The sequence below is a fragment of the Vibrio sp. 10N.261.52.C11 genome (genome assembly GCF_041471405.1).
In the GTDB taxonomy this organism is placed as follows: Bacteria; Pseudomonadota; Gammaproteobacteria; order Enterobacterales; family Vibrionaceae; genus Vibrio; species Vibrio crassostreae_C.
Map to the genome: position 1 here is coordinate 151,886 of NZ_JBFROI010000036.1, position 19,374 is coordinate 171,259.

Below are 19,374 nucleotides of genomic sequence, written 5' to 3' on the forward strand. Positions count from 1 at the left end.
TTCTAAGACAGCTTTTGACAACATACTGGCTTATATAAGAAAGAGTAAGGCATTCAAAATACCTATTTTTTACTCTTATTTTTCCTTATATAAATCCTCAACATTAGACAGGAGTAAGCAAGTGAGAATTTGGCTTGTTGCATTAACTTCTTTGATTTTTCTTGCGGGCTGTGAGCAGTCAAGAGAGCAAGTGCATTTGAGTGGCCCAACGATGGGCACGAGTTACAATATTAAATACATCAATGGTGATGAATTTCCTGAGTCTAATGAAGTTCATACAGAGATCGATCGTCTACTTGAAGAAGTAAACGACCAGATGTCGACTTACCGTGAAGATTCCGAATTAAGCCGTTTCAACCAGCATAAAGGTGCGGATGCGTTCGAAGTATCTGAGCAAACAGCGACGGTTGTGAAAGAAGCGATTCGTTTGAACGGTCTTACTGAAGGAGCTCTGGATGTAACGGTTGGTCCGTTAGTTAACTTATGGGGTTTTGGTCCTGAAGCTCGTCCTGAAGTTGTGCCATCAGATGAAGAGCTGGCGGCTCGCAAGGCTAAGATTGGTATCCATCATCTTAGTGTTGAAGGCAACATGTTGAAGAAAGACCTACCTAACCTGTATGTCGATCTATCCACGATTGCAAAAGGTTGGGGTGTTGACGTCGTCGCTGACTACCTTGATTCTATCGGTATTCACAACTACATGGTTGAAGTCGGTGGCGAAATTCGTCTGAAAGGTTTAAACCGTGAGAACGTGGGCTGGCGTATCGCGATTGAGAAACCAAGCGTTGATGAGCGTAATATCCAAGAGATCATCGAGCCGGGTGATATGGCTATCGCAACCTCTGGTGATTACCGTAACTATTTTGAACGTGATGGTGTTCGTTACTCACACATCATCAACCCTGAAACAGGAAAGCCTCTTCACCATAAAGTGGTTTCTGTGACTGTTTTAAACCCGTCTTCAATGACTGCAGACGGCTTATCTACGGGCCTTATGGTCTTAGGTGAGGAAAAAGGAATGGAAGTCGCAAACCAACATAACATCCCAGTGTTCATGGTGGTAAAAACAGCAGATGGCTTTAAAGAAATTGCTTCTGAAGCATTTAAGCCATACTTAGGTAAATAAGGTAAGCGAGATAATTATGAATACATTTCTGATTACATTTGGTGTTTTTCTTGCAGTAATCGCAGCGATGTCAATTGGCTACATTATCCAAAAGAAAGTTGTGAAAGGTAGCTGTGGCGGTTTGGGTGCTGTTGGTATTGATAAAGTATGTAACTGCCCTGAACCTTGTGACGCGCGTAAGAAGCGTGAAGCACGTGAAGCTTACCGTGAAGAGAAGCTGGCTGAGCGTCAACAAAAAGAAGCGGCTTGGAGTAAAGACCGTATCGCTTAATTGGTGACAGTCATAGGGGATAGAGTTATCTATGCCCTCAAATTGAAAAGCTCAAGATTATCGTCTTGAGCTTTTTTAGTTTTGAGGTCTAGCAATTAATCTTGGTATACCAAAAATGGAAACAGAGGCGAATGACTATTGTTCGATTTGCATGCTGTTACGCGCAAACACTAGTTGGTTTCTACCTTGCTCTTTTGCCGTATAAAGAAGCTCATCAGCGGCTTTGATCTGCTCATCTAGCTTCGCGTCTAAATCGGTTACGCCGATACTGATACTGACCTTGATTCTTTGAGAGTCATGCTCAACAACATGGCTTTCAATGGCTTCTCTCATGGACTCTAAGTTGTCAACAAAGCTCTCAAACGAACCACACGACTGAATACAAAATTCTTCGCCACCGAAGCGTACAGCAACATCATCTTTAAAATGGTCTTTGATGATCTTGCCGACTTCCACGAGGACTGCATCACCACCATCGTGACCGTAGGTGTCGTTCACTTTCTTGAAGAAGTCGATATCCATCATGGCTATACTGCGCTGCTCACAACCTTTACATGTTTGATTGAACAGGTAACGACGGTTCCATAAGCCAGTAAGAGCATCCTCGTTGGCATGTCGAAATAGCTCGTTGGCCGCTTCTTTCATATCAAGCAGTTGATGGATACGGCAAAAAAATTCTTCTTGGTTAAAAGGCTTGTAAAGGAAGTCGTTAGCCCCCGCTTTAAGGAATCGAGCTGTCATGGTGCGATCATCGCTGCCTGATAACCCTAGAATAGCCAACTGGTTTCTGTCGTGATCGCGTCGTATCTCACGGATCATCGCTATACCGTCTTTCTTCGGCATATCATGGTCTGTAACAACGAACGTAATATCGGGATCGTTATGAAGGAGCTTTAATGCTTGTTCGCCATCTTCGGCTTGGATAGTTTGGATATATTGGTGTTCTAGAAGTTGAGCTATGTAACGGCGAACGACCGCTGAATCATCGACAACCAATGCTTTGTGATGGCGATTATTCGAAATTCTTTGAACCAGGGGAAGTAGGTAGCTTACTGATGACATACTGTCTTTAAGTATGTAATCGATAACGCCTTTGGCTAGGACTTGCTCTCGCAGTTGATTGTCGAACATCCCGGTCAGGACAATGATTTTCTGTTGATAGCCTAAGACGAGATCAATGATCTCGCCGTCTTGGCCGTCAGGTAAACAGTAGTCGAGGACTGCACACAAGAAATCCGTTTCTTGCTCTAAGATCGCTTTGGCTTCTTCTACAGATTCCGCCAACGCAACTTCATAGCCATCGTTCTTAAATTGTTGGTAAAGATAGTTTCTGAATGCGCGACTATCCTCTACCACTAGTATTTTTTCACTCAAAAGCTATCCCTACTTATAGACTAAATACTCCTAACAATACTATCAGAATAGTGGGCGGCGAATGAAGTGAAACCTGTTGAGCTGGACTCTATATCATTTTAAATTTGAGAATAATTGATTATACTGTTCATAGATACAGTTGTAAGGTTGAGTTATTTCTAGATGCGTAGTGCGGACCAAGAGAAAGTGAGAAAAATAATCCATGTTGATATGGATTGTTTTTACGCAGCTGTAGAAATGCGAGATAACCCGTCTTATCGCAATCGACCGCTCGCAGTGGGTGGTCATGAAAAACAGCGCGGTGTTTTGAGTACGTGTAATTACGAAGCGCGAAAGTTTGGTGTTCGTTCTGCAATGCCGACAGCTAAAGCTCTACAACTGTGCCCTGGTTTGCTAGTTGTTCCAGGAAGGATGCCGGTCTATGTAGAGACCTCTAAAAAGATTCGTGAGATATTTTCTCGATATACATCCATCATTGAACCTCTGTCTTTGGATGAAGCCTTTCTTGATGTTACGGATTCGAAGCAGTGTCTTGGTTCAGCAACATTGATTGCGGAGTCGATTCGTCGTGATATTTGGAATGAACTCAACCTGACGGCTTCTGCTGGCATTGCCCCAATAAAGTTCTTGGCGAAAGTGGCTTCAGATCTGAACAAGCCCAATGGTCAGTTTGTTATTCCGCCTCAAGACGTACAAGCTGTTATTGACGAATTACCACTCGAAAAGATTCCCGGTGTTGGTAAGGTGAGTATTGAGAAGCTGCATCAATCGGGTTTCTTTACTTGTAAGGACATTAAAGAATCTGACTATCGAGACTTACTACTGAGGTTTGGCCGCCAAGGTGCATCACTTTGGAAGCGTAGCCACGGCATTGATGATCGAGAAGTTATCATCGAGCGCGAGCGAAAATCGGTAGGTGTAGAGCGCACCTTTACCCAAAACATTTCAAGCTACGCAGAATGTTGGCAGGTAATCGAAGATAAGCTATTTCCTGAACTCGAGACTCGCTTAGAAAAGGCTAGTCCAAGCAAAGCGATCATCAAGCAGGGCATTAAGCTCAAGTTCGCCGATTTTCAACAAACCACGATTGAGCACATCCACGCCTCTCTCGATCGTGAACACTTCAAAGAGCTGCTTAGTGAAATACTGAAAAGGCAGCAAGGACGAGAGATACGCCTGCTTGGCCTAAGTGTGATGCTACAACCTAAAGATCAGATGCGTCAGCTGAGCTTCTTTTAAAGATAATGAGTGAGATGAATACCGACTAAGCCTCAAAGCCTAGTCGGTTTTTTTATAGGTAAGAGTTACCTAGGAAGCTGCTTCACTCGCGCTAAGGTATCACTGAATGGTTGCTGCTCTAGCTTGCCGTAACCGACCATTTTACTGGCTTTGAGTTTGGTTGAAAGCGGGGTGGCGATTCCACATAAGAAGCGAGTAATTGCCTCGTCGGTAATCAGTTGTTGGCTAGCCGAAATAAACTCATGTATCCATGTCATCACCGTCTCATCATCGATAGGTTCAACATCAACGGTTGGTAAGATTGCCACTTCTCCTCGACATACAGAGCAGTGACCGCAGTTTGTTGGTGCTTTATCATCGGCAAAATAACTCGCAAGGCGTGAGCTTAGGCAAGTATCCGCCTCAAAGAAATTCAGCATTTGGTTAAGGCGGTTTATCTCGCTGTTTTCTTTTGCTTTAAACAACTCAGTTAGACGCTCTGACAGTTGCATCATATCTTCAGAAGTATTGTGGATCGCGTAGACATCGGTGATCTGCTTGCTTTCTAGTTCAATCCAACCTTGTTCATTGAAGTAGTCGATAGCCGCAATCACACGCTGACGATCGGCTTGGAAGTGTGTCCAAAGCGCATCGAAGTCGACTTGGCACCACACTCTTGCTTGAGGAGAGCATTGGAAAATCGCTTCGACAAATTGACGACGTTCACTTTGAAATTGCTCTGTGATCTGCTGTTTCGGACGAATGAACTTAAATTTGTAGTCTGCGAAGTAGCTGTACTTGGGCTCAATCACACCTTCAATTTCGAGATACACCAGTAGTGTTTTTAGCGGTAACTGACGAATGTTGGATTCACGTGATAGTTGATTAAGCATGATCTCCCATTGATTCGAGCCAGAAGCGCCAATGTTTTGATTTTCGTAGATCTCTTTTAATACCGCTTGGATCGATATGTTGTCTGGCGTATCACCAAAAACGAAGTTCTCGAGTGTGCTTAAACCGTGTTTGTTAGCCAGTAAAATACATTCAGACGCTTGCCCATCTCGACCAGCTCTGCCGATCTCTTGTGAGTAGTTTTCGATCGATTTTGGTAAGTCAAAGTGAATCACTCGGCGAATGTTGGACTTATCCACGCCCATACCAAACGCGATAGTTGCGACGATACAGCTCACGTCATCATTCATGAATTGGTGTTGAATAGCATCTCTATTTTCAGGCTTAAGACCCGCATGGTAAGCCACTGCATTAACGCCAGCATTGCGAAGCTGCTGAGCCACCATCTCTGCCGTTTGTTGAAGGGTGACATAAACAATAGTCGGAGCGAGAGAAGCTTGGTTAACCACATTGCACAAGGTTTCTAGCTTACTGGTTTGTTCACAAGGTTGAATCGACAGATCGAGATTTTGACGATAGAAACCCGTAACCACAACGCGCTCCTCATCAATTTCAAACTTTGACTTCATATCTTGGATAACCGCTGTAGTCGCAGTGGCTGTCAGTAGTAGAACCTGAGGAATATTGAGCTGTTTTTGGTATTGAGGAAGCTTCAGGTAGTCGGGTCTGAAGTTGTGTCCCCATTCTGAAATACAGTGCGCTTCATCGACCACAAGCAGTGAGATCGACACTTGGGAGATAAACTGACGAAAGCGTTCGTTCTTCAAGCGCTCGACGGAGATCATGAGGATCTTGGTGTCACCGTTACGCACTGACTGCATAACCTGTTGTGTGGTTTGTCGGTCTTGGCTTGATTCGATTGCCGCTGCGCTAATGCCTTTACTGTGCAGGAAAGCGAGTTGGTCTTTCATCAAGGCTAACAGTGGCGATATCACCAAGGTTAAGTGCGGTAACTCTAATGCTGGTAATTGATAGCACAGCGATTTACCTGAGCCTGTCGGGAATATCGCGGCAGTCGAGTGACCAGATAGAACGTTATCAATGACTTGCTTTTGCCCATTGCGCAGTGAGTCGAATCCGAATACTTGTTTTAGCTTCTGCTCAATCATTTATGTTCTACCTGAGTTATTAAGTGTCGTATTGATGCTAAAGCGGGCGCCCATTCATGATAGCGTCGCTTGATGAATCAAATGTCTTGCACCTGATTGTACCTAATTCTATTCTGTAGCTCCTATAGAAAAGCACCCCAATAGTATGAATAAGTCTGAGCTTCGCCAAATAATCATAGAGCAACTTGAATCCCGATTACGTATCGCACAATCTGCTACTCAACGCGCTATTGATGCTGCGACAGATGAAGAGACAGTGCCTGAACATAAGTACGATACATTGGCATTAGAAGCTTCGTATCTCGCCCATGGTCAAGCGGTGAGGGTACAAGAGTGTGAAGACGATATTCAGTGTTATCGTAACTTAGTGTTGCGTGATAGTGAGAAGGTTACGGTGAGCAGTTACGTTGTGGTCATTGACGAGCATGATCAATATAAACACTTTTTTATGGGGCCGAGAGTCGGCGGACTTTCTGTCACGTGGAATGAGAATGAGATTGCCATCGTGACGGCAAATGCACCTTTTGGCCAGGCTCTAATGGGTAAAGAAGTTGGTGATGAGATTGAGTTTAAGGTCGCAGATAAACAGTTTTGCTACGAAGTTATCTCTATCGACTAACTAACTGACTAATAGATATAAAACGTTTCTCTGACAAAGGAGCATATACCAAGGGTATAGTAATCTGTCAGATTGATGAGAGGATGTTATGAAAAACAATGTATTAATTGCATCACTAACAGCGGCGATCTCTGTTGTGAGCCTGCCAACATTTGCGGCTCAATGTCGAGTTGATTTGAAGAATGAACTACGAATTGATGACCAAAAAGTCGAAATCCATCAAGTGAATGGTGATACGGCCGTTTTTGATGATAACAACGACCTCTATATTCATGGTGAGAAGGTTGAGCTTGATGCCGACCAACAAGCGGCGATTGAGAAATATCGCGAAAACATGAGTGAGTACTTACCTCGAGCGAAACAAATGGCCAACGATAGCTTAGCGTTAGCCAATGACGTGATTGATGATATCGCGGCTAGCCTGGATTCACCTGAGTCATTTGATAATGTAAAAGAATCAATGAAAACCTACTTTGCAGAACTGGAAGCGCGTTATTACAAAGATGGCGAATTAGTGTTGCCTGCAGAAAGCTTTGATTCGATGGCCAATGGCTGGTCTGAAGATTTCGAGAAGGCGAAAGAAATCTTTAACCAAGAATTTATCTCTAGCGCTTTTAATGCGATGTCAGAAAAAATGAAACAAGACGGTGGCCTAAACCTGACTGAACTGGCTGACAGTATGGCTGAATTAAAGCTGAAAGTTGAAGAGCGAATGAAAGAACACTCTCAACAAGTACAGGAGGAAGCGAATGAGTTCTGTGATTCACTTGATGAGATGGCAGAACAAGAGCAAGAACTGCATGAAATCATTCCGAACTTAAAAGATTACCAAGTCTTCACAATTTAATTCGAGTCTAGTGATGAATAGTAAGAGCACCGGTCGGTGCTCTTTTTGTTTGTATAAATGGAACCACACGGCGAGTATTTATCTCAATTCAATCCATTTCCTTCTTAAGCCTACTGCTTCGCTTTGTTGCTTATAATTGAACGATAAGACTGGTTTTTTGTTAATTTTGTTGTTCTAAATAGCGCATTGATTGTAAAAATCAGAGAATTGTTCATTTATTGGTTGTGCCTATCATTGCTTTTTATTACTGTACTTCTCAACTAGTTCACTGATTTTTAATGCGGGCGATATGGACCAACAATCTTCCTCTTCAAGAGAGCACTTTAGCTCTCGTTTAGGTTTTATTTTAGCAGCGGCTGGTGCAGCGGTTGGCTTGGGTAATATTTGGGGTTTCCCGACTCAAGTTGCTAGCAACGGTGGTGGCGCTTTCCTTTTAGTCTATTTGATCATGATCTTCGTGGTTGCTTTCCCTATGTTGGTGGTTGAGATGGCTATAGGCCGTCACGGCCAAGCAAACCCAGTTGATAGCATGCGATCTTTGACGACAAACCCTTTGGGTAAGAAAGTCGGTGAGTTTGTCGGTTGGGTTGGACTGAGTGTACCAAGCGCAGTGTTGGCGTTTTACAGTATTGTTGGTGGCTGGTTGATCTGTTTCCTAATTGGTGCGGTCGCGGATCTTATCGGCCTAGAAGCGATTGCTGATTGGTTTAAGGGCTTCAGTGTTGAGCGCAACGTATTTGGTACCGTCGCGTTCTATGTACTGACTATCTTGATTGTGCAGGGCGGTGTTAAGCAAGGCATCGAGAAATGGTCGACTCGTTTGATGCCTGCGCTGTTTGTTTTATTTGGCTTATTGTTTGTTTACATCATGACGCAATCTGGCGCGATGGAAGGCCTAAAACATTACCTTATTCCAGACTTTGAGAAAGTGTGGGATAGAAAACTGATTCTGGCGGCAATGGGACAGGGGTTCTTCTCACTCACTATTGGCGGTTGCTCGATGTTGGTTTATGGCTCTTACTTAAGCAAGAAAGAGAACCTACCAAAAATGGCGATGAACGTAACTCTGGTGGATACTGCTGTCGCTTTTATTGCTGGATTAGTGGTGATGCCAGCAATGTTTGTTGCGATGCAAAAAGGCGTTCAAATCTACGCTGAAGACGGCTCACTATTAAGCTCTGACACTCTAGTATTCACGGTTTTGCCGTTGATGTTTGATAGTTTAGGTGTGCTTGGACAGATCTTTGCGATTGTGTTCTTTTTACTACTAACGATTGCTGCACTGACTTCTTCGATTTCGATGCTTGAAGGCCCGGTTGCGCTAGTGAGTGAGCGTTTCAATACTAGACGAACGCCAACAAGCTGGGTGATTGGTGGTGCTATCGCGCTGTTTAGTGTGGTGATTGTTTACAACTTTGCTGCGATGTTTGGCATGGTAGCGATGATTGCAACTCAGTATCTTCAACCAGTCGCTGCACTGATGTTCTGTGTGTTTGGTGGTTGGGTATGGAGCCGAGCTTCAAAAGTGAAAGAGCTTGAACAAGGCAGTCCTGATTTTCAACTTGGTTGGTTTGGTAAGGTTTGGCCAATGTATGTGAAGTTTGTGTGCCCAATTTTGGTAGCAACGGTTATCTGGGCATCTTTCGGTTAATGCAGAACCCTATCTGGGCTTTTTGAAATTACCTCCTCTGAACTTGAAATATTAAGCACAAAGCCACTCATAAAGAGTGGCTTTGTTGTTTTTATATAAAGCTTAGTGGCACGAAATATAAAGCTATAGCGGCACGAACAAGATAGAAAAAAGGCGCTGAACATAATATTCAGCGCCTTTGCATTGTTCGTTAAGCAATCGTGATTACTTAATTTCCATACCTTGAGCTTGCAAGTCCGCATGGTAAGAAGAACGTACAAACGGGCCACACGCTGCGTGAGTAAAGCCTAGCTCTAGAGCAATCTCTTTCAGCTCATCGAACTCAGAAGGCGGCACGTAGCGTTCTACTGGTAAGTGGTGACGGCTTGGTGCTAGGTATTGACCTAGTGTCAGCATAGTCACACCATGTTCGCGAAGGTCTTTCAGTACTTGAACGATCTCTTCTTTTGTCTCGCCAAGACCCATCATCACACCTGATTTTGTTGGGATATCAGGGTGCTGCTCTTTGAATTTCTTCAGTAGATCAAGAGACCACTTGTAGTTCGCACCTGGACGCGCTTTACGGTATAGACGTGGCGCTGTCTCTAGGTTGTGGTTGAAAACATCTGGCGGGTTGTCTTTCATTAGATCAAGCGCAACATCCATACGACCACGGAAGTCTGGAACCAGTGTTTCGATACGAATATTTGGGTTTAGTTCGCGAATCTCACGGTTACAGTCAGCAAAGTGCTGAGCACCGCCGTCACGCAAGTCATCACGGTCAACTGAAGTGATTACTACGTACTTCAGTTTCATGTCTTTAATCGTCTTAGCCAGTTTCTTCGGCTCTTCTGCTTCAGGAGCAACAGGACGACCATGGGCAACATCACAGAACGGGCAGCGACGAGTACAGATAGCGCCAAGAATCATAAACGTTGCCGTACCGTGGTTGAAACACTCGGCTAGGTTAGGGCAAGACGCTTCTTCACAAACTGAGTGCAGGTTGTTTTTGCGCATTGCTGATTTGATTTCTTGAATACGATGGCTGTCTGATGGAAGTTTAATCTTCATCCATTCAGGCTTACGTAGAACTTCTTTCTGTTCAGCAGGCATATTCTTTACGGGAATTAATGCCATTTTGTCAGCGTCACGATATTTAACGCCTTTTTCCATTTGGATTGGTTTGCTCATGATTTTATGCTTCTGCTGTAATGTTACTGGTGGCTTGAATGTCTACTTGGTCATAGCCGAGTAGATCTACGAGCTCTTGTATTAACTGTTGCTCAACGTCTTCTAGTTCACTTGGTCCGCCAAGTTGGCTGACCTGCGCCATTTCCATACCTTGGTAACCACATGGGTTAATGCGTAGGAATGGAGACAGGTCCATATCGACGTTGAGTGCTAACCCGTGGAACGAGCAGCCACGTCGAATACGTAATCCAAGTGAACAGATTTTCTTGCCATCGACATAAACACCAGGAGCGTCAGGTCGGGCAGCTGAATCTATATTGTAAGCTTTCAGAGTATTGATTACGAGGTTCTCGATATGAGTAACCAAATCACGTACTCCGAATTTCTTGCGGCGGATGTTAATCAGAAAGTAAGCAACTAATTGGCCTGGGCCGTGGTAAGTCACTTGGCCACCGCGATCGCTTTGTATCACAGGGATATCACCGGCATTTAATACATGCTCAGCTTTGCCTGCTTGTCCTTGAGTGAAGACAGGGTTGTGTTCAACCAACCAAATTTGGTCTACGTCTTCTTCCGTGCGTTCGTCTGTGAACTTATGCATGGCTTTCCATACAGGTTCGTAATCCTGACGGCCTAATTTTTTTACGATTAGCTTATTTTGCAAAGCTGCACTCCCTCAAGGATTAATAAAGTGAACGCATTATAAACGCGAAACATGATTCTAACTACAGACGGACTGCAAGGTTTTTCAACTTTCTTTGTATTTATTGAAAATTAAGTTGAATGAATTTGAACTCGTTAGGGGGCTTTAAACAAAAACAGCGGCAATAAGCCGCTGTTTTTCATGTGTAATCGGAGATTACAGAACCATACGAACGATTTCGATCTCGCCCAGTTCTTTATAAAGAGTTTCTACTTGCTCGATTGAAGTCGCAGTAATATTGATAGAAACAGAGTGGTAGTTACCTTTCGCACTTGGTTTTAGTGTTGGGCTGTAGTCACCAGGAGCATGGCGCTGGATCACTTCTAGCACTAGCTCAGTTAGTTCTGGCTTAGCGTGGCCCATTACTTTGTAAGTAAATGAACAAGGGAACTCTAAGAGATCTTTTAGTTTTGCATCAGAATTGATGTTCATGATTAGCTCCAAAAGGCTAGACTCTCGCAAATTGGCGAAATGTCGATAAAAAGCGTGTTCGGTCAACAGACACGAGTAATAAGGCGGAATATTACGTGTAAATATCACTGAACTCAAGATCAACAAAAGCCGCACATGGCGGCTTTTGGTTCACTAATGAGTAAATCATGAACTTACTCATTAGGTTAGCTATACAACAAGCTTAGGTTTTACTTAGAACAAACCTTTGGCTGGTTTAGAATAACCCCTTGAACAGAAGAACTAGGTAGTCCCATAGGCGGCTGAATAGGCTGCCTTGGTCTACATCTTCAAGTGCTAGTAGTGGGTATTCAGCAACGTCTTCACCGTCGACTTGGTAGAATAGTTTACCAACTACATCGCCTTTGCTGATTGGCGCTTCTAGCTCTTTCTCAAGTACGAAGCTTGCTTTTAGGTTCTTAGCTTGGCCACGAGGTAGAGTTACGAAAGTATCTTCATCGACACCTAGCGCAACTGTGTCTTTGCTACCCATCCAGATCTTCTCTTCTACGAAGGTTTCACCCGCTGTATGTGGCGCCACTGTTTCGAAGAAACGGAAGCCGTAGCTAAGCAGTTTTTTGCTTTCTGTTTTACGAGCATTAGCGTTCTTGGTGCCCATAACTACAGCAACTAGGCGCATTTTGCCTTCGGTCGCTGAGCTTACTAGGCTGTAACCTGCATTGCTTGTGTGGCCCGTTTTGATGCCATCAACGTTCATGCTCTTATCCCATAACAGACCGTTACGGTTGTATTGGGTGATGCCGTTGTAAGTGAATTTTTTCTGCGAGTAGATACGGTACTCATCAGGAACGTCACGAATCAGCGCCTGACCAAGTAGCGCCATATCGTAAGGCGTTGAGTAGAGGTTCGGGTTGTCTAGACCGTGCACGTTAGCGAAGTGCGTGTCTTTCATACCGATAGAGCTTGCCCATGCGTTCATTAGGTCAACGAATGCATCTTCAGAGCCGGCGATGTGTTCAGCCATGGCAACACAAGCATCGTTACCTGACTGAACAATGATACCGCGGTTTAATTCTTCAACTTTAACCGTAGTGCCCACTTCAACGAACATCTTAGATGAATCTGGGAAGTTTTTAGCCCAAGCATTTTCACTGATTACAACATCGTCGTTTAGGTTGATGTTGCCACGGTCGAGCTCTTGGCCGATCACGTAGCTCGTCATCATCTTGGTTAAACTTGCTGGAGAAAGCTGAGTATTCATCTCTTTCTCTGCTAGTACTTTGCCTGAATGGTAATCCATCAGAACAAAACCTTTAGCGGCGATTTGAGGAGCATCAGGAACAACAATAGGAGCGGCGAATGACGATGTAGCTATCGTTGCAGAAAGAGCAACAGAAGTAGCAAAAATCGATTTAACAAGTTTATTAGATTTAATCATTTTGAATGCAATTATTTGGTGAACTATTCATATATTAACAGAATCACTCTGTCACACCAGAGCGCTGATTACCAGAAGTAACTGTTAGATTAATTAGCGAGTTAGGGTGTGTTTTTTTATATAAGCTGACGGGTAACCCATTAGCTTAACTTGTTCTAATTTCTCTTGAGTCAGAGCATAGTCATGAAATGGCCCAATCATCAGACGGTAGTTGTCATCATTTGGCTGCAAGAACGTTGCTACTTCTAGCTTTTCGGCTAGATCTTTCGCTAACTTCTCTGTTCTATCTTCATGTGGAGATGTTGCGACTTGAATAATAAATTGCGGTAAAGCAGCCTTTTTATTTGCGTCGGTTGGCATAGCCACAGTAATGACTTCAATCTCAACATTTGCCGTGCCGGTTCTCAGTACATCGAGCTTATAAGCTGCCGCATAACTAAGGTCAATGATTCGGCCTTCATGGAATGGGCCACGGTCATTGATACGAACAATAGTGGTTTTGTTATTGTCGGTATTCGTCACTTTTACATAGCTTGGAATTGGCAATGTTTTGTGAGCTGCTGACATCGAATACATGTCGTAGATCTCGCCGTTAGACGTTAAGTGACCATGAAATTTCTTACCGTACCAAGAGGCCTTGCCTTTCTCAGTAAACCCTTCGGTCTTTTTTACGATCTTGTAGTCTTCGCCACGCAGAGTGTAATCCGTATTACCACCTAAACTATAAGGTTCATACTGAGGGTGAGCATCTTCTAAATGCTCTACCGAAATCGGTGCGTCTGGTGCAATATCTGAATCAATATCGTAGCGGCCTGTTGGCTGCTTTGAAGAACAACCATTGATTAAAATCGCTAGCCCCAAGATAGAGACTATTTTTTTGATTGGCAGCTCTTCAACCAAGGATGCTTTTTTTTGAAACGTTGTAATAGACATCGATTAGGTCGCCTTTGAGAATGCTTTTCTGTGTGTATGTATCGACATTAAAATACCAAAACCAGCCATAAGGGTAACCATTGAAGTACCGCCATAACTGACTAGAGGAAGAGGAACACCAACTACAGGTAGAATGCCACTTACCATGCCAATGTTTACAAAAATATAAACGAAGAAGCTCAGTACAATACTTCCGCCCATCATTCGACCGAATGCGGTTTGAGCTTGGCTCGCAAGCACTAAGCCACGTCCAATAATGAACAAGTAGATAGCAAGCAAGAACAATATACCAATCATGCCCCACTCTTCGGCAATGACCGCAAAAATGAAGTCGGTATGACGCTCTGGAATAAACTCTAGTTGAGATTGAGTGCCTTGCAGCCAACCTTTTCCTGAAATACCACCAGAGCCTATCGCAATCTTACTTTGAATGATGTGGTAACCCGCACCTAATGGATCTGATTCAGGATCAAAGAGGGTTCTTACACGTACCTTTTGATATTCACGCATCAAGAAGAACCATAAGATTGGAATAAATGCCCCTAACGCGATTGCGGCGCTAGCAATGATTTTCCAACTGATTCCTGCCAGGAATATCACGAAGATACCTGATGCGGCGATAAGGATAGATGTACCTAGGTCAGGCTGCTTTGCGATTAGAATCGTCGGTACAAACACCATCACTAGCGAGATCGCTAATGTTTGGAATGTTGGTGGAAGTGAGCGCTTACCGATAAATCGTGCCAGCATCAAAGGCACCGCGAGCTTTAATAGCTCTGACGGTTGGAATCGAACAAAGCCGAAGTTTAACCAACGCTGGGCGCCTTTAGAGGCTTCACCAAAGAACAACACGCCCAATAGCAAGATGACACCACCTACAAATAGCAGTGGTGCCAAGGTTTCATAAGTACGAGGTGAGATTTGCGCTAGGAAGATCATCACACCTAAAGACAGAGCCATGCGCATCGCCTGGCGGTCCATCATCGCAAGGCTTTGTCCGCTTGCGCTGTACATGATCAGCAGGGCAAAGCCCATTAAAACCAGAATGCCAAGCAAAAGCGGCAGGTCGATATGCAGCCTTTCGAATAGGGCTCTATTTCGTCCAGTTGAAGGATCAAGTTTCATTATTTAATTGGCTCACTTTGATAATCTTCTGCAAGGATAATATGGTCTAAAATCCTTCTTACTACTGGGCCGCCGTTAGAAGAACCGCCACCTGCGTTCTCTAGAACGATAGTCACGACGGCTTCAGGATCTTCAAAAGGCGCGTAACCCGTAAAGAGGGCGTGATCGCGTAAGTGCTCTGCGATTTCATCCGCGTTGTACTCTTCATCTTCTTTTAAGCCGAATACCTGTGCGGTACCCGATTTACCAGCGGTTTGGTAAGACATCTTCTGGAATGAACGTCTTGCCGTACCTTTCTTACCGTGGTTAGCCAGCCTCATACCTTCCTGAGCGATATCCCAATACTTCTTCTTAACCCCGGTTAGCGGTGGGTAAGTTTCAATGTCCGACATGATTTGTTCATCGAATGGACGACCGTTATCAATGGTTGAACGAAGTAGGTGAGGTGCGGTTACTTCACCTTCATTGACCAAAACTGATGTGGCTTTTGCAATCTGCATGGGTGTTGCAGTCCAGTAGCCTTGGCCAATACCAACTGGGATGGTGTCACCTTGGTACCAAGGCACACGGTGTCTTGCCATCTTCCAATCACGAGTTGGCATATTGGCTTTGCTTTCTTCGTAGATATCGATGCCAGTATAATCACCAAAGCCGAACATCATCATCCATTTGGATATGCGATCAATGCCGAGATCATAAGCAATTTGGTAAAAGAAGGTATCCACCGACTCTTCAATCGCTTTTTCTATATCCACGACACCGTGTCCCCAACGCAACCAGTCACGGAATGGTCTCGTTTTTGAGTTTGGTATCTTCCAATAGCCTGGGTCATTGCGCGTAGTGTTTGGTGTAATAACACCTTCTTGCAGAGCAGCAACAGCAATGAAGGGTTTGATCGTCGATGCTGGTGGGTAAATCCCTAGCGTGGCACGGTTAACCAAAGGGCGGTCTTTGTCTTGAAGCAGGGCGTTATAACCTTTAGACGAAATACCATGTACGAATGCATTTGGGTCGTAGCTTGGGCTAGATACCATGGCTAACACGCCATTGTCTTTCGGGTCGAGAACGATAGCTGAGCCACGGCGGCCATCCAGTAACTTATGTACGTATAGTTGTAGCTTGATATCCAAGTTGAGCACGATATCTTTACCCGGAACCGACGGTACAAATTTTAGAGTACGGATCACTCGTCCACGGCTGTTAACTTCGACTTCTTGATAGCCAGCGGTACCGTGAAGCATGTCTTCGTAGTAGCGCTCAATACCAAGTTTACCGATGTCGCGAGTGGCTTGGTAATTGGCGTCTTTCTCTTCGCGAACCAGGCGCTGCATATCACGGTCATTGATGCGCGATACGTAGCCAATCACGTGAGTTAACACATCACCATAAGGGTAGAAACGTTTTAGCGTACCTGTAACTTCAACGCCTGGGAACTTATGTTGATTTACAGAGAAGATCGCAACTTGTTCTTCGGTAAGCTGATTCAGAATAGGTACTGACTTGAAGCGTCGTGAATTGCGACGATCACGATCAAATAGTTCAATGCGCTCTGGCGGGATCTCGATTAATTCTTGTAGACGGACGAGCGTGTCATCCATATCTTTGATTTTTTCTGGTGTGATTTCTAGGTTGAAAACCGGGCGATTTTCGGCAAGAAGCACACCATTACGATCATAAATCAAACCACGGTTGGGGGCGATTGGAACGACCTTGATACGGTTATCGTTAGAGCGGGTTTTATAGTCTTGATATTGATTGACCTGAATGTTGTACAGATTAACAACCAACATCGATATCATGACTATGATCCCCGCAAACGCAACAAAAGCACGATTAGTAAATAGTCGTGCTTCTGCTTTGTAATCACGGATTTGGCTACGTTTACGTAACATTAACGCTTATTCTCGATGATAAGGGTGGTTAGCAGTGATGCTCCAAGCTCGATACAAGCTTTCAGCCATGATAACGCGTACTAATGGGTGAGGGAGAGTAAGCGCAGACAGAGACCAACTTTGGTCTGCAGCCGCTTTACATGCAGGTGCTAATCCTTCAGGCCCGCCGATAAGGATAGAAACGTCGCGTCCATCCAACTTCCAACTTTCCAATTGCTCAGCAAGTTGAGGTGTGTCCCACTTTTTACCTGGGATATCAAGCGTGACAATGCGGTTGCCTTTTGGAACCGCTGCCAACATCGCTTCGCCTTCTTTTTGAAGAATGCGTGCAATATCCGCATTTTTACCGCGCTTTCCCGCAGTAATTTCAATGAGCTCTAATGGCATATCATGAGGGAAGCGGCGTTTATATTCTTTAAAGCCTTCTTCAACCCACTTTGGCATTTTTGTGCCAACTGCGATTAACTGGATCTTCAAAGCTTAGCCCCAAAGTTTTTCTAGTTGGTACAGTTCACGGTGTTCTTCTTGCATAACGTGAAGCATGCTTGTGCCCATATCTAGAACAACCCATTCACCTTCTTGCTGGCCGTCCATGCCTAGTGGCTGCATACCTGCTTTACGTATTTCATCAGCAACATGCTGTGCAATAGAAGCAACATGGCGCTTAGAGGTACCTGTACAAACAATCATGTAATCAGTAACGCTTGATTTGCCTTCTACATCGATAGTCACAATCGATTCTGCTTTCATGTCGTCGGCTTTGTCTGCAAGAAAATCTTTTAGTTCTTCACGTAACACGGGGTGTTCCTTTAATCTGAATTTAGCTTTTTAGGGGCTGTCGACCCTAGAATATACCACGCTTTTATGCGTGAAATGGTATTGAAGCTGAAGGGATACAAAACTCTACGCTTAACTGATGAATTAGTGGCCAAGGCGACTGCTCATATTGAGTTTTTGTCATCAATTCAGCTTGAGTGAGCAACGCGAACAAAGAGTGTAATTGAGAAATCGAAACTCTTGTTAGCGCGGCGTTATAAAGAGGCTTTTTAGATTGCCAGATACGGTGTTTCTCGAAAACCTGGCCAATCGGCATCTGTTTCATTTGTTGCTGCATCTTTAACAGCAGAGCAAGCTCACGTTGTATGCTACGTAATAAAATGACGGGTTCGACACCTTCAGCTTCTAGCTGACGCAGGATTCGTTGTGCTCGGTTACCTTTGCCTGCCAATAACGCATCACTCCAATGGAATGGAGTAAAATGGTTGTGTCGACTCAGCGATTCTTCTAAGCGTACTAATGTGAGCTTGCCATCTGGGTATTGGAGAGCCAGTTTTTCTAGGCTTTGGGTCAGCGCAAACAGATTACCCTCATGCCATTGCGCCAGCATTTGAATCGCTTCAGGGTCTGGCGTTAAACCGATTTGACGGCAACGCGCTTGGACAAACTGAGGTAACCGACTGACATCTGGCGTTAGGCAACTGACCCAGTGACCCTGATTCGAAAGAGCCTTAAACCACTTAGCGCTTTCTTGAGCTTTGGTGAGCTTAGTGCCCACCAAGATTAACAAGATATCACTGTGGATATGCTCGGAGATTGCGAGTAGCTCTTTCGCTATTGCGGCATTGACGCCTGACTCTGGCAGCTCAAGCTCGATGACCTGACGGCTAGAGAATAGGCTCAGTGCTTGAGTGCAGTCGTAGACTTGATTCCAGTCGAGACTGCTATCAATCGCAAAGCGGTGACGTTCCTCGAAACCTTGTTGTTTAGCCGCTTTTTGAATCGCTTCTCTGCTTTCTTGTAATAGCAGTGGCTCATTACCAAAGATCAGGTAAACGTTGCTCAGTTGTTTAGCAAGCTGTTCTGGTAAGCGGTCAGCAAAAATACGCATCAAATAAACCTATTATTGAGCAGATTCGCTGAGCTCTGGTTGTTGTTCTGTGCTTGGTTCGATTTCAACGTCGTCAATCTCAACATTCTTGATGTTGTATTGCTTTTCGAGTTCTTTCACTTGAACGTGCTCTAGTGCATCTAGGTCCATGCTATCAGCTGCAATGTTCGCTTTTAGACGAGCCATCTGACGAAGGATTTGGCTTGTTGCCAACTTACGCATCTCATCTTCGATCATGTCTCGTTCAACCGACTTCGCAAGTGCAGTTAGCGGGTTATCTAGGTAACTACGGGTTACGCTGGTTGAGAACGTCTTTGAGCCTAGATCCGGGACAGTTACGCGGTATGAAGCGCGGAATGTCAGTTCTTTCTCTGCTGCACGAGTGTTTTGGTATAGAGACAGAGTTCGCTCACCTACGCTCTCACTAATAATATGCAGGTTAGGTGTATTCTCAGCCGGTGGCACAATTTCTACATCATTCATACGCAGTTGACCTTTCATCATACGTGTAAACGTACTGTATTGGTCGTAACTGGTTACGGAGATCTTGTTGAGTTCTTCTGGTACGGAGTAATCACCACGTAGGTGGAAACCACACGCACTTAATAGGCTGACGGTTAAAACAACAACAGTAACTTTCAATGAAGATAGTGAAATCAGGCGCATTATTTGATGGCTCTCATGAAG

General features: G+C 44.3%; 19 protein-coding genes. 6 read left to right on the forward strand and 13 right to left on the reverse strand.

Annotated features, from left to right (window positions below):
- The first annotated feature begins 121 nt into the window (after positions 1–121).
- Both AB4323_RS15600 and nqrM read left to right on the forward strand, forming a co-directional pair.
- Positions 122–1,126, forward strand: a complete 1,005-nt coding sequence (locus AB4323_RS15600; RefSeq protein ID WP_017059913.1) for an FAD:protein FMN transferase — start codon at positions 122–124, stop codon at positions 1,124–1,126.
- Between the two features lie 16 nt (positions 1,127–1,142).
- The gene (gene nqrM, locus AB4323_RS15605; protein WP_009848378.1) at positions 1,143–1,397 is read left to right on the forward strand and encodes a (Na+)-NQR maturation NqrM; all 255 of its coding nucleotides are present in this window, start codon (positions 1,143–1,145) and stop codon (positions 1,395–1,397) included.
- A gap of 135 nt (positions 1,398–1,532) precedes the next feature.
- Here nqrM and AB4323_RS15610 read toward each other — a convergent pair whose 3' ends face one another.
- Positions 1,533–2,771, reverse strand: a complete 1,239-nt coding sequence (locus AB4323_RS15610) for a response regulator (RefSeq protein ID WP_102333772.1) — start codon at positions 2,769–2,771, stop codon at positions 1,533–1,535.
- A 162-nt stretch (positions 2,772–2,933) separates the two neighbouring features.
- Between AB4323_RS15610 and dinB the strand changes: the two genes are divergently transcribed.
- On the forward strand, positions 2,934–4,010 hold the full coding sequence (gene dinB / locus AB4323_RS15615) for a DNA polymerase IV (protein ID WP_372110111.1): 1,077 nt from the start codon (positions 2,934–2,936) through the stop codon (positions 4,008–4,010).
- Positions 4,011–4,075: 65 nt separating this feature from the next.
- Here dinB and AB4323_RS15620 read toward each other — a convergent pair whose 3' ends face one another.
- On the reverse strand, positions 4,076–6,010 hold the full coding sequence (locus AB4323_RS15620) for an ATP-dependent DNA helicase RecQ (RefSeq protein ID WP_017059916.1): 1,935 nt from the start codon (positions 6,008–6,010) through the stop codon (positions 4,076–4,078).
- Positions 6,011–6,155: 145 nt separating this feature from the next.
- Here AB4323_RS15620 and AB4323_RS15625 point away from each other — a divergent pair, with 145 nt between their 5' ends.
- The 3 genes from AB4323_RS15625 to AB4323_RS15635 all read left to right on the forward strand — a co-directional run bounded on the left by AB4323_RS15625 (position 6,156) and on the right by AB4323_RS15635 (position 9,127).
- Positions 6,156–6,629: a GreA/GreB family elongation factor gene (locus AB4323_RS15625; RefSeq protein ID WP_017059917.1), complete on the forward strand. Its 474-nt coding sequence runs from the start codon at positions 6,156–6,158 to the stop codon at positions 6,627–6,629.
- Between the two features lie 88 nt (positions 6,630–6,717).
- Entirely contained in the window at positions 6,718–7,476 is a 759-nt protein-coding gene (locus AB4323_RS15630; RefSeq protein WP_372152845.1) for a YggN family protein, read from the forward strand.
- Between the two features lie 289 nt (positions 7,477–7,765).
- Positions 7,766–9,127 carry a sodium-dependent transporter gene (locus AB4323_RS15635; protein WP_017059919.1) on the forward strand — a complete coding sequence of 454 codons (1,362 nt, stop codon included), beginning with the start codon at positions 7,766–7,768 and terminating at the stop codon, positions 9,125–9,127.
- 204 nt (positions 9,128–9,331) lie between these two features.
- Here the strand turns inward: AB4323_RS15635 and lipA are convergent, their stop codons facing one another.
- The 11 genes from lipA to lptE all read right to left on the reverse strand — a co-directional run bounded on the left by lipA (position 9,332) and on the right by lptE (position 19,353).
- The gene (gene lipA / locus AB4323_RS15640; RefSeq protein ID WP_017059920.1) at positions 9,332–10,297 is read right to left on the reverse strand and encodes a lipoyl synthase; all 966 of its coding nucleotides are present in this window, start codon (positions 10,295–10,297) and stop codon (positions 9,332–9,334) included.
- 4 nt (positions 10,298–10,301) lie between these two features.
- The gene (gene lipB / locus AB4323_RS15645) at positions 10,302–10,961 is read right to left on the reverse strand and encodes a lipoyl(octanoyl) transferase LipB (RefSeq protein WP_108020727.1); all 660 of its coding nucleotides are present in this window, start codon (positions 10,959–10,961) and stop codon (positions 10,302–10,304) included.
- Between the two features lie 195 nt (positions 10,962–11,156).
- Entirely contained in the window at positions 11,157–11,435 is a 279-nt protein-coding gene (gene ybeD / locus AB4323_RS15650; protein ID WP_026084358.1) for a DUF493 family protein YbeD, read from the reverse strand.
- Between the two features lie 232 nt (positions 11,436–11,667).
- A complete protein-coding gene (locus AB4323_RS15655; protein ID WP_372103828.1) occupies positions 11,668–12,849 on the reverse strand; it encodes a serine hydrolase in 1,182 nt (393 codons plus the stop codon).
- A 93-nt stretch (positions 12,850–12,942) separates the two neighbouring features.
- Positions 12,943–13,782 (reverse strand): septal ring lytic transglycosylase RlpA family protein, encoded by an 840-nt coding sequence (locus tag AB4323_RS15660; protein WP_048615264.1) that lies wholly within the window; start codon positions 13,780–13,782, stop codon positions 12,943–12,945.
- Between the two features lie 3 nt (positions 13,783–13,785).
- Positions 13,786–14,907: a rod shape-determining protein RodA gene (gene rodA, locus AB4323_RS15665; RefSeq protein ID WP_017062334.1), complete on the reverse strand. Its 1,122-nt coding sequence runs from the start codon at positions 14,905–14,907 to the stop codon at positions 13,786–13,788.
- On the reverse strand, positions 14,907–16,799 hold the full coding sequence (gene mrdA / locus AB4323_RS15670) for a penicillin-binding protein 2 (protein WP_017062333.1): 1,893 nt from the start codon (positions 16,797–16,799) through the stop codon (positions 14,907–14,909). The genes rodA and mrdA overlap by 1 nt, the downstream gene beginning before the upstream one ends.
- Before the next feature lie 6 nt (positions 16,800–16,805).
- Positions 16,806–17,276, reverse strand: a complete 471-nt coding sequence (gene rlmH / locus AB4323_RS15675; protein WP_004735246.1) for a 23S rRNA (pseudouridine(1915)-N(3))-methyltransferase RlmH — start codon at positions 17,274–17,276, stop codon at positions 16,806–16,808.
- Between the two features lie 3 nt (positions 17,277–17,279).
- On the reverse strand, positions 17,280–17,597 hold the full coding sequence (gene rsfS, locus AB4323_RS15680; protein WP_017067142.1) for a ribosome silencing factor: 318 nt from the start codon (positions 17,595–17,597) through the stop codon (positions 17,280–17,282).
- A gap of 64 nt (positions 17,598–17,661) precedes the next feature.
- Complete coding sequence (gene holA, locus AB4323_RS15685; protein WP_017067143.1) at positions 17,662–18,687, reverse strand: DNA polymerase III subunit delta; 1,026 nt, start codon at positions 18,685–18,687, stop codon at positions 17,662–17,664.
- 12 nt (positions 18,688–18,699) lie between these two features.
- Positions 18,700–19,353, reverse strand: coding sequence for an LPS assembly lipoprotein LptE (lptE, locus tag AB4323_RS15690; RefSeq protein ID WP_017067144.1), 654 nt, complete (start codon positions 19,351–19,353; stop codon positions 18,700–18,702).
- Positions 19,354–19,374: the final 21 nt, after the last annotated feature.

What these genes read in the sequence shown, in the direction of transcription:
- AB4323_RS15655 (WP_372103828.1), bottom strand. Translation starts at nt 12,849, where the DNA reads ATGATTAAATCTAATAAACTTGTTAAATCGATTTTTGCTACTTCTGTT.
- rodA (WP_017062334.1), bottom strand. Translation starts at nt 14,907, where the DNA reads ATGAAACTTGATCCTTCAACTGGACGAAATAGAGCCCTATTCGAAAGG.
- AB4323_RS15635 (WP_017059919.1), top strand. Translation starts at nt 7,766, where the DNA reads ATGGACCAACAATCTTCCTCTTCAAGAGAGCACTTTAGCTCTCGTTTA.
- AB4323_RS15630 (WP_372152845.1), top strand. Translation starts at nt 6,718, where the DNA reads ATGAAAAACAATGTATTAATTGCATCACTAACAGCGGCGATCTCTGTT.
- lipA (WP_017059920.1), bottom strand. Translation starts at nt 10,297, where the DNA reads ATGAGCAAACCAATCCAAATGGAAAAAGGCGTTAAATATCGTGACGCT.
- AB4323_RS15620 (WP_017059916.1), bottom strand. Translation starts at nt 6,010, where the DNA reads ATGATTGAGCAGAAGCTAAAACAAGTATTCGGATTCGACTCACTGCGC.
- mrdA (WP_017062333.1), bottom strand. Translation starts at nt 16,799, where the DNA reads ATGTTACGTAAACGTAGCCAAATCCGTGATTACAAAGCAGAAGCACGA.
- AB4323_RS15660 (WP_048615264.1), bottom strand. Translation starts at nt 13,782, where the DNA reads ATGTCTATTACAACGTTTCAAAAAAAAGCATCCTTGGTTGAAGAGCTG.
- nqrM (WP_009848378.1), top strand. Translation starts at nt 1,143, where the DNA reads ATGAATACATTTCTGATTACATTTGGTGTTTTTCTTGCAGTAATCGCA.
- AB4323_RS15625 (WP_017059917.1), top strand. Translation starts at nt 6,156, where the DNA reads ATGAATAAGTCTGAGCTTCGCCAAATAATCATAGAGCAACTTGAATCC.
- holA (WP_017067143.1), bottom strand. Translation starts at nt 18,687, where the DNA reads ATGCGTATTTTTGCTGACCGCTTACCAGAACAGCTTGCTAAACAACTG.
- dinB (WP_372110111.1), top strand. Translation starts at nt 2,934, where the DNA reads ATGCGTAGTGCGGACCAAGAGAAAGTGAGAAAAATAATCCATGTTGAT.
- lptE (WP_017067144.1), bottom strand. Translation starts at nt 19,353, where the DNA reads ATGCGCCTGATTTCACTATCTTCATTGAAAGTTACTGTTGTTGTTTTA.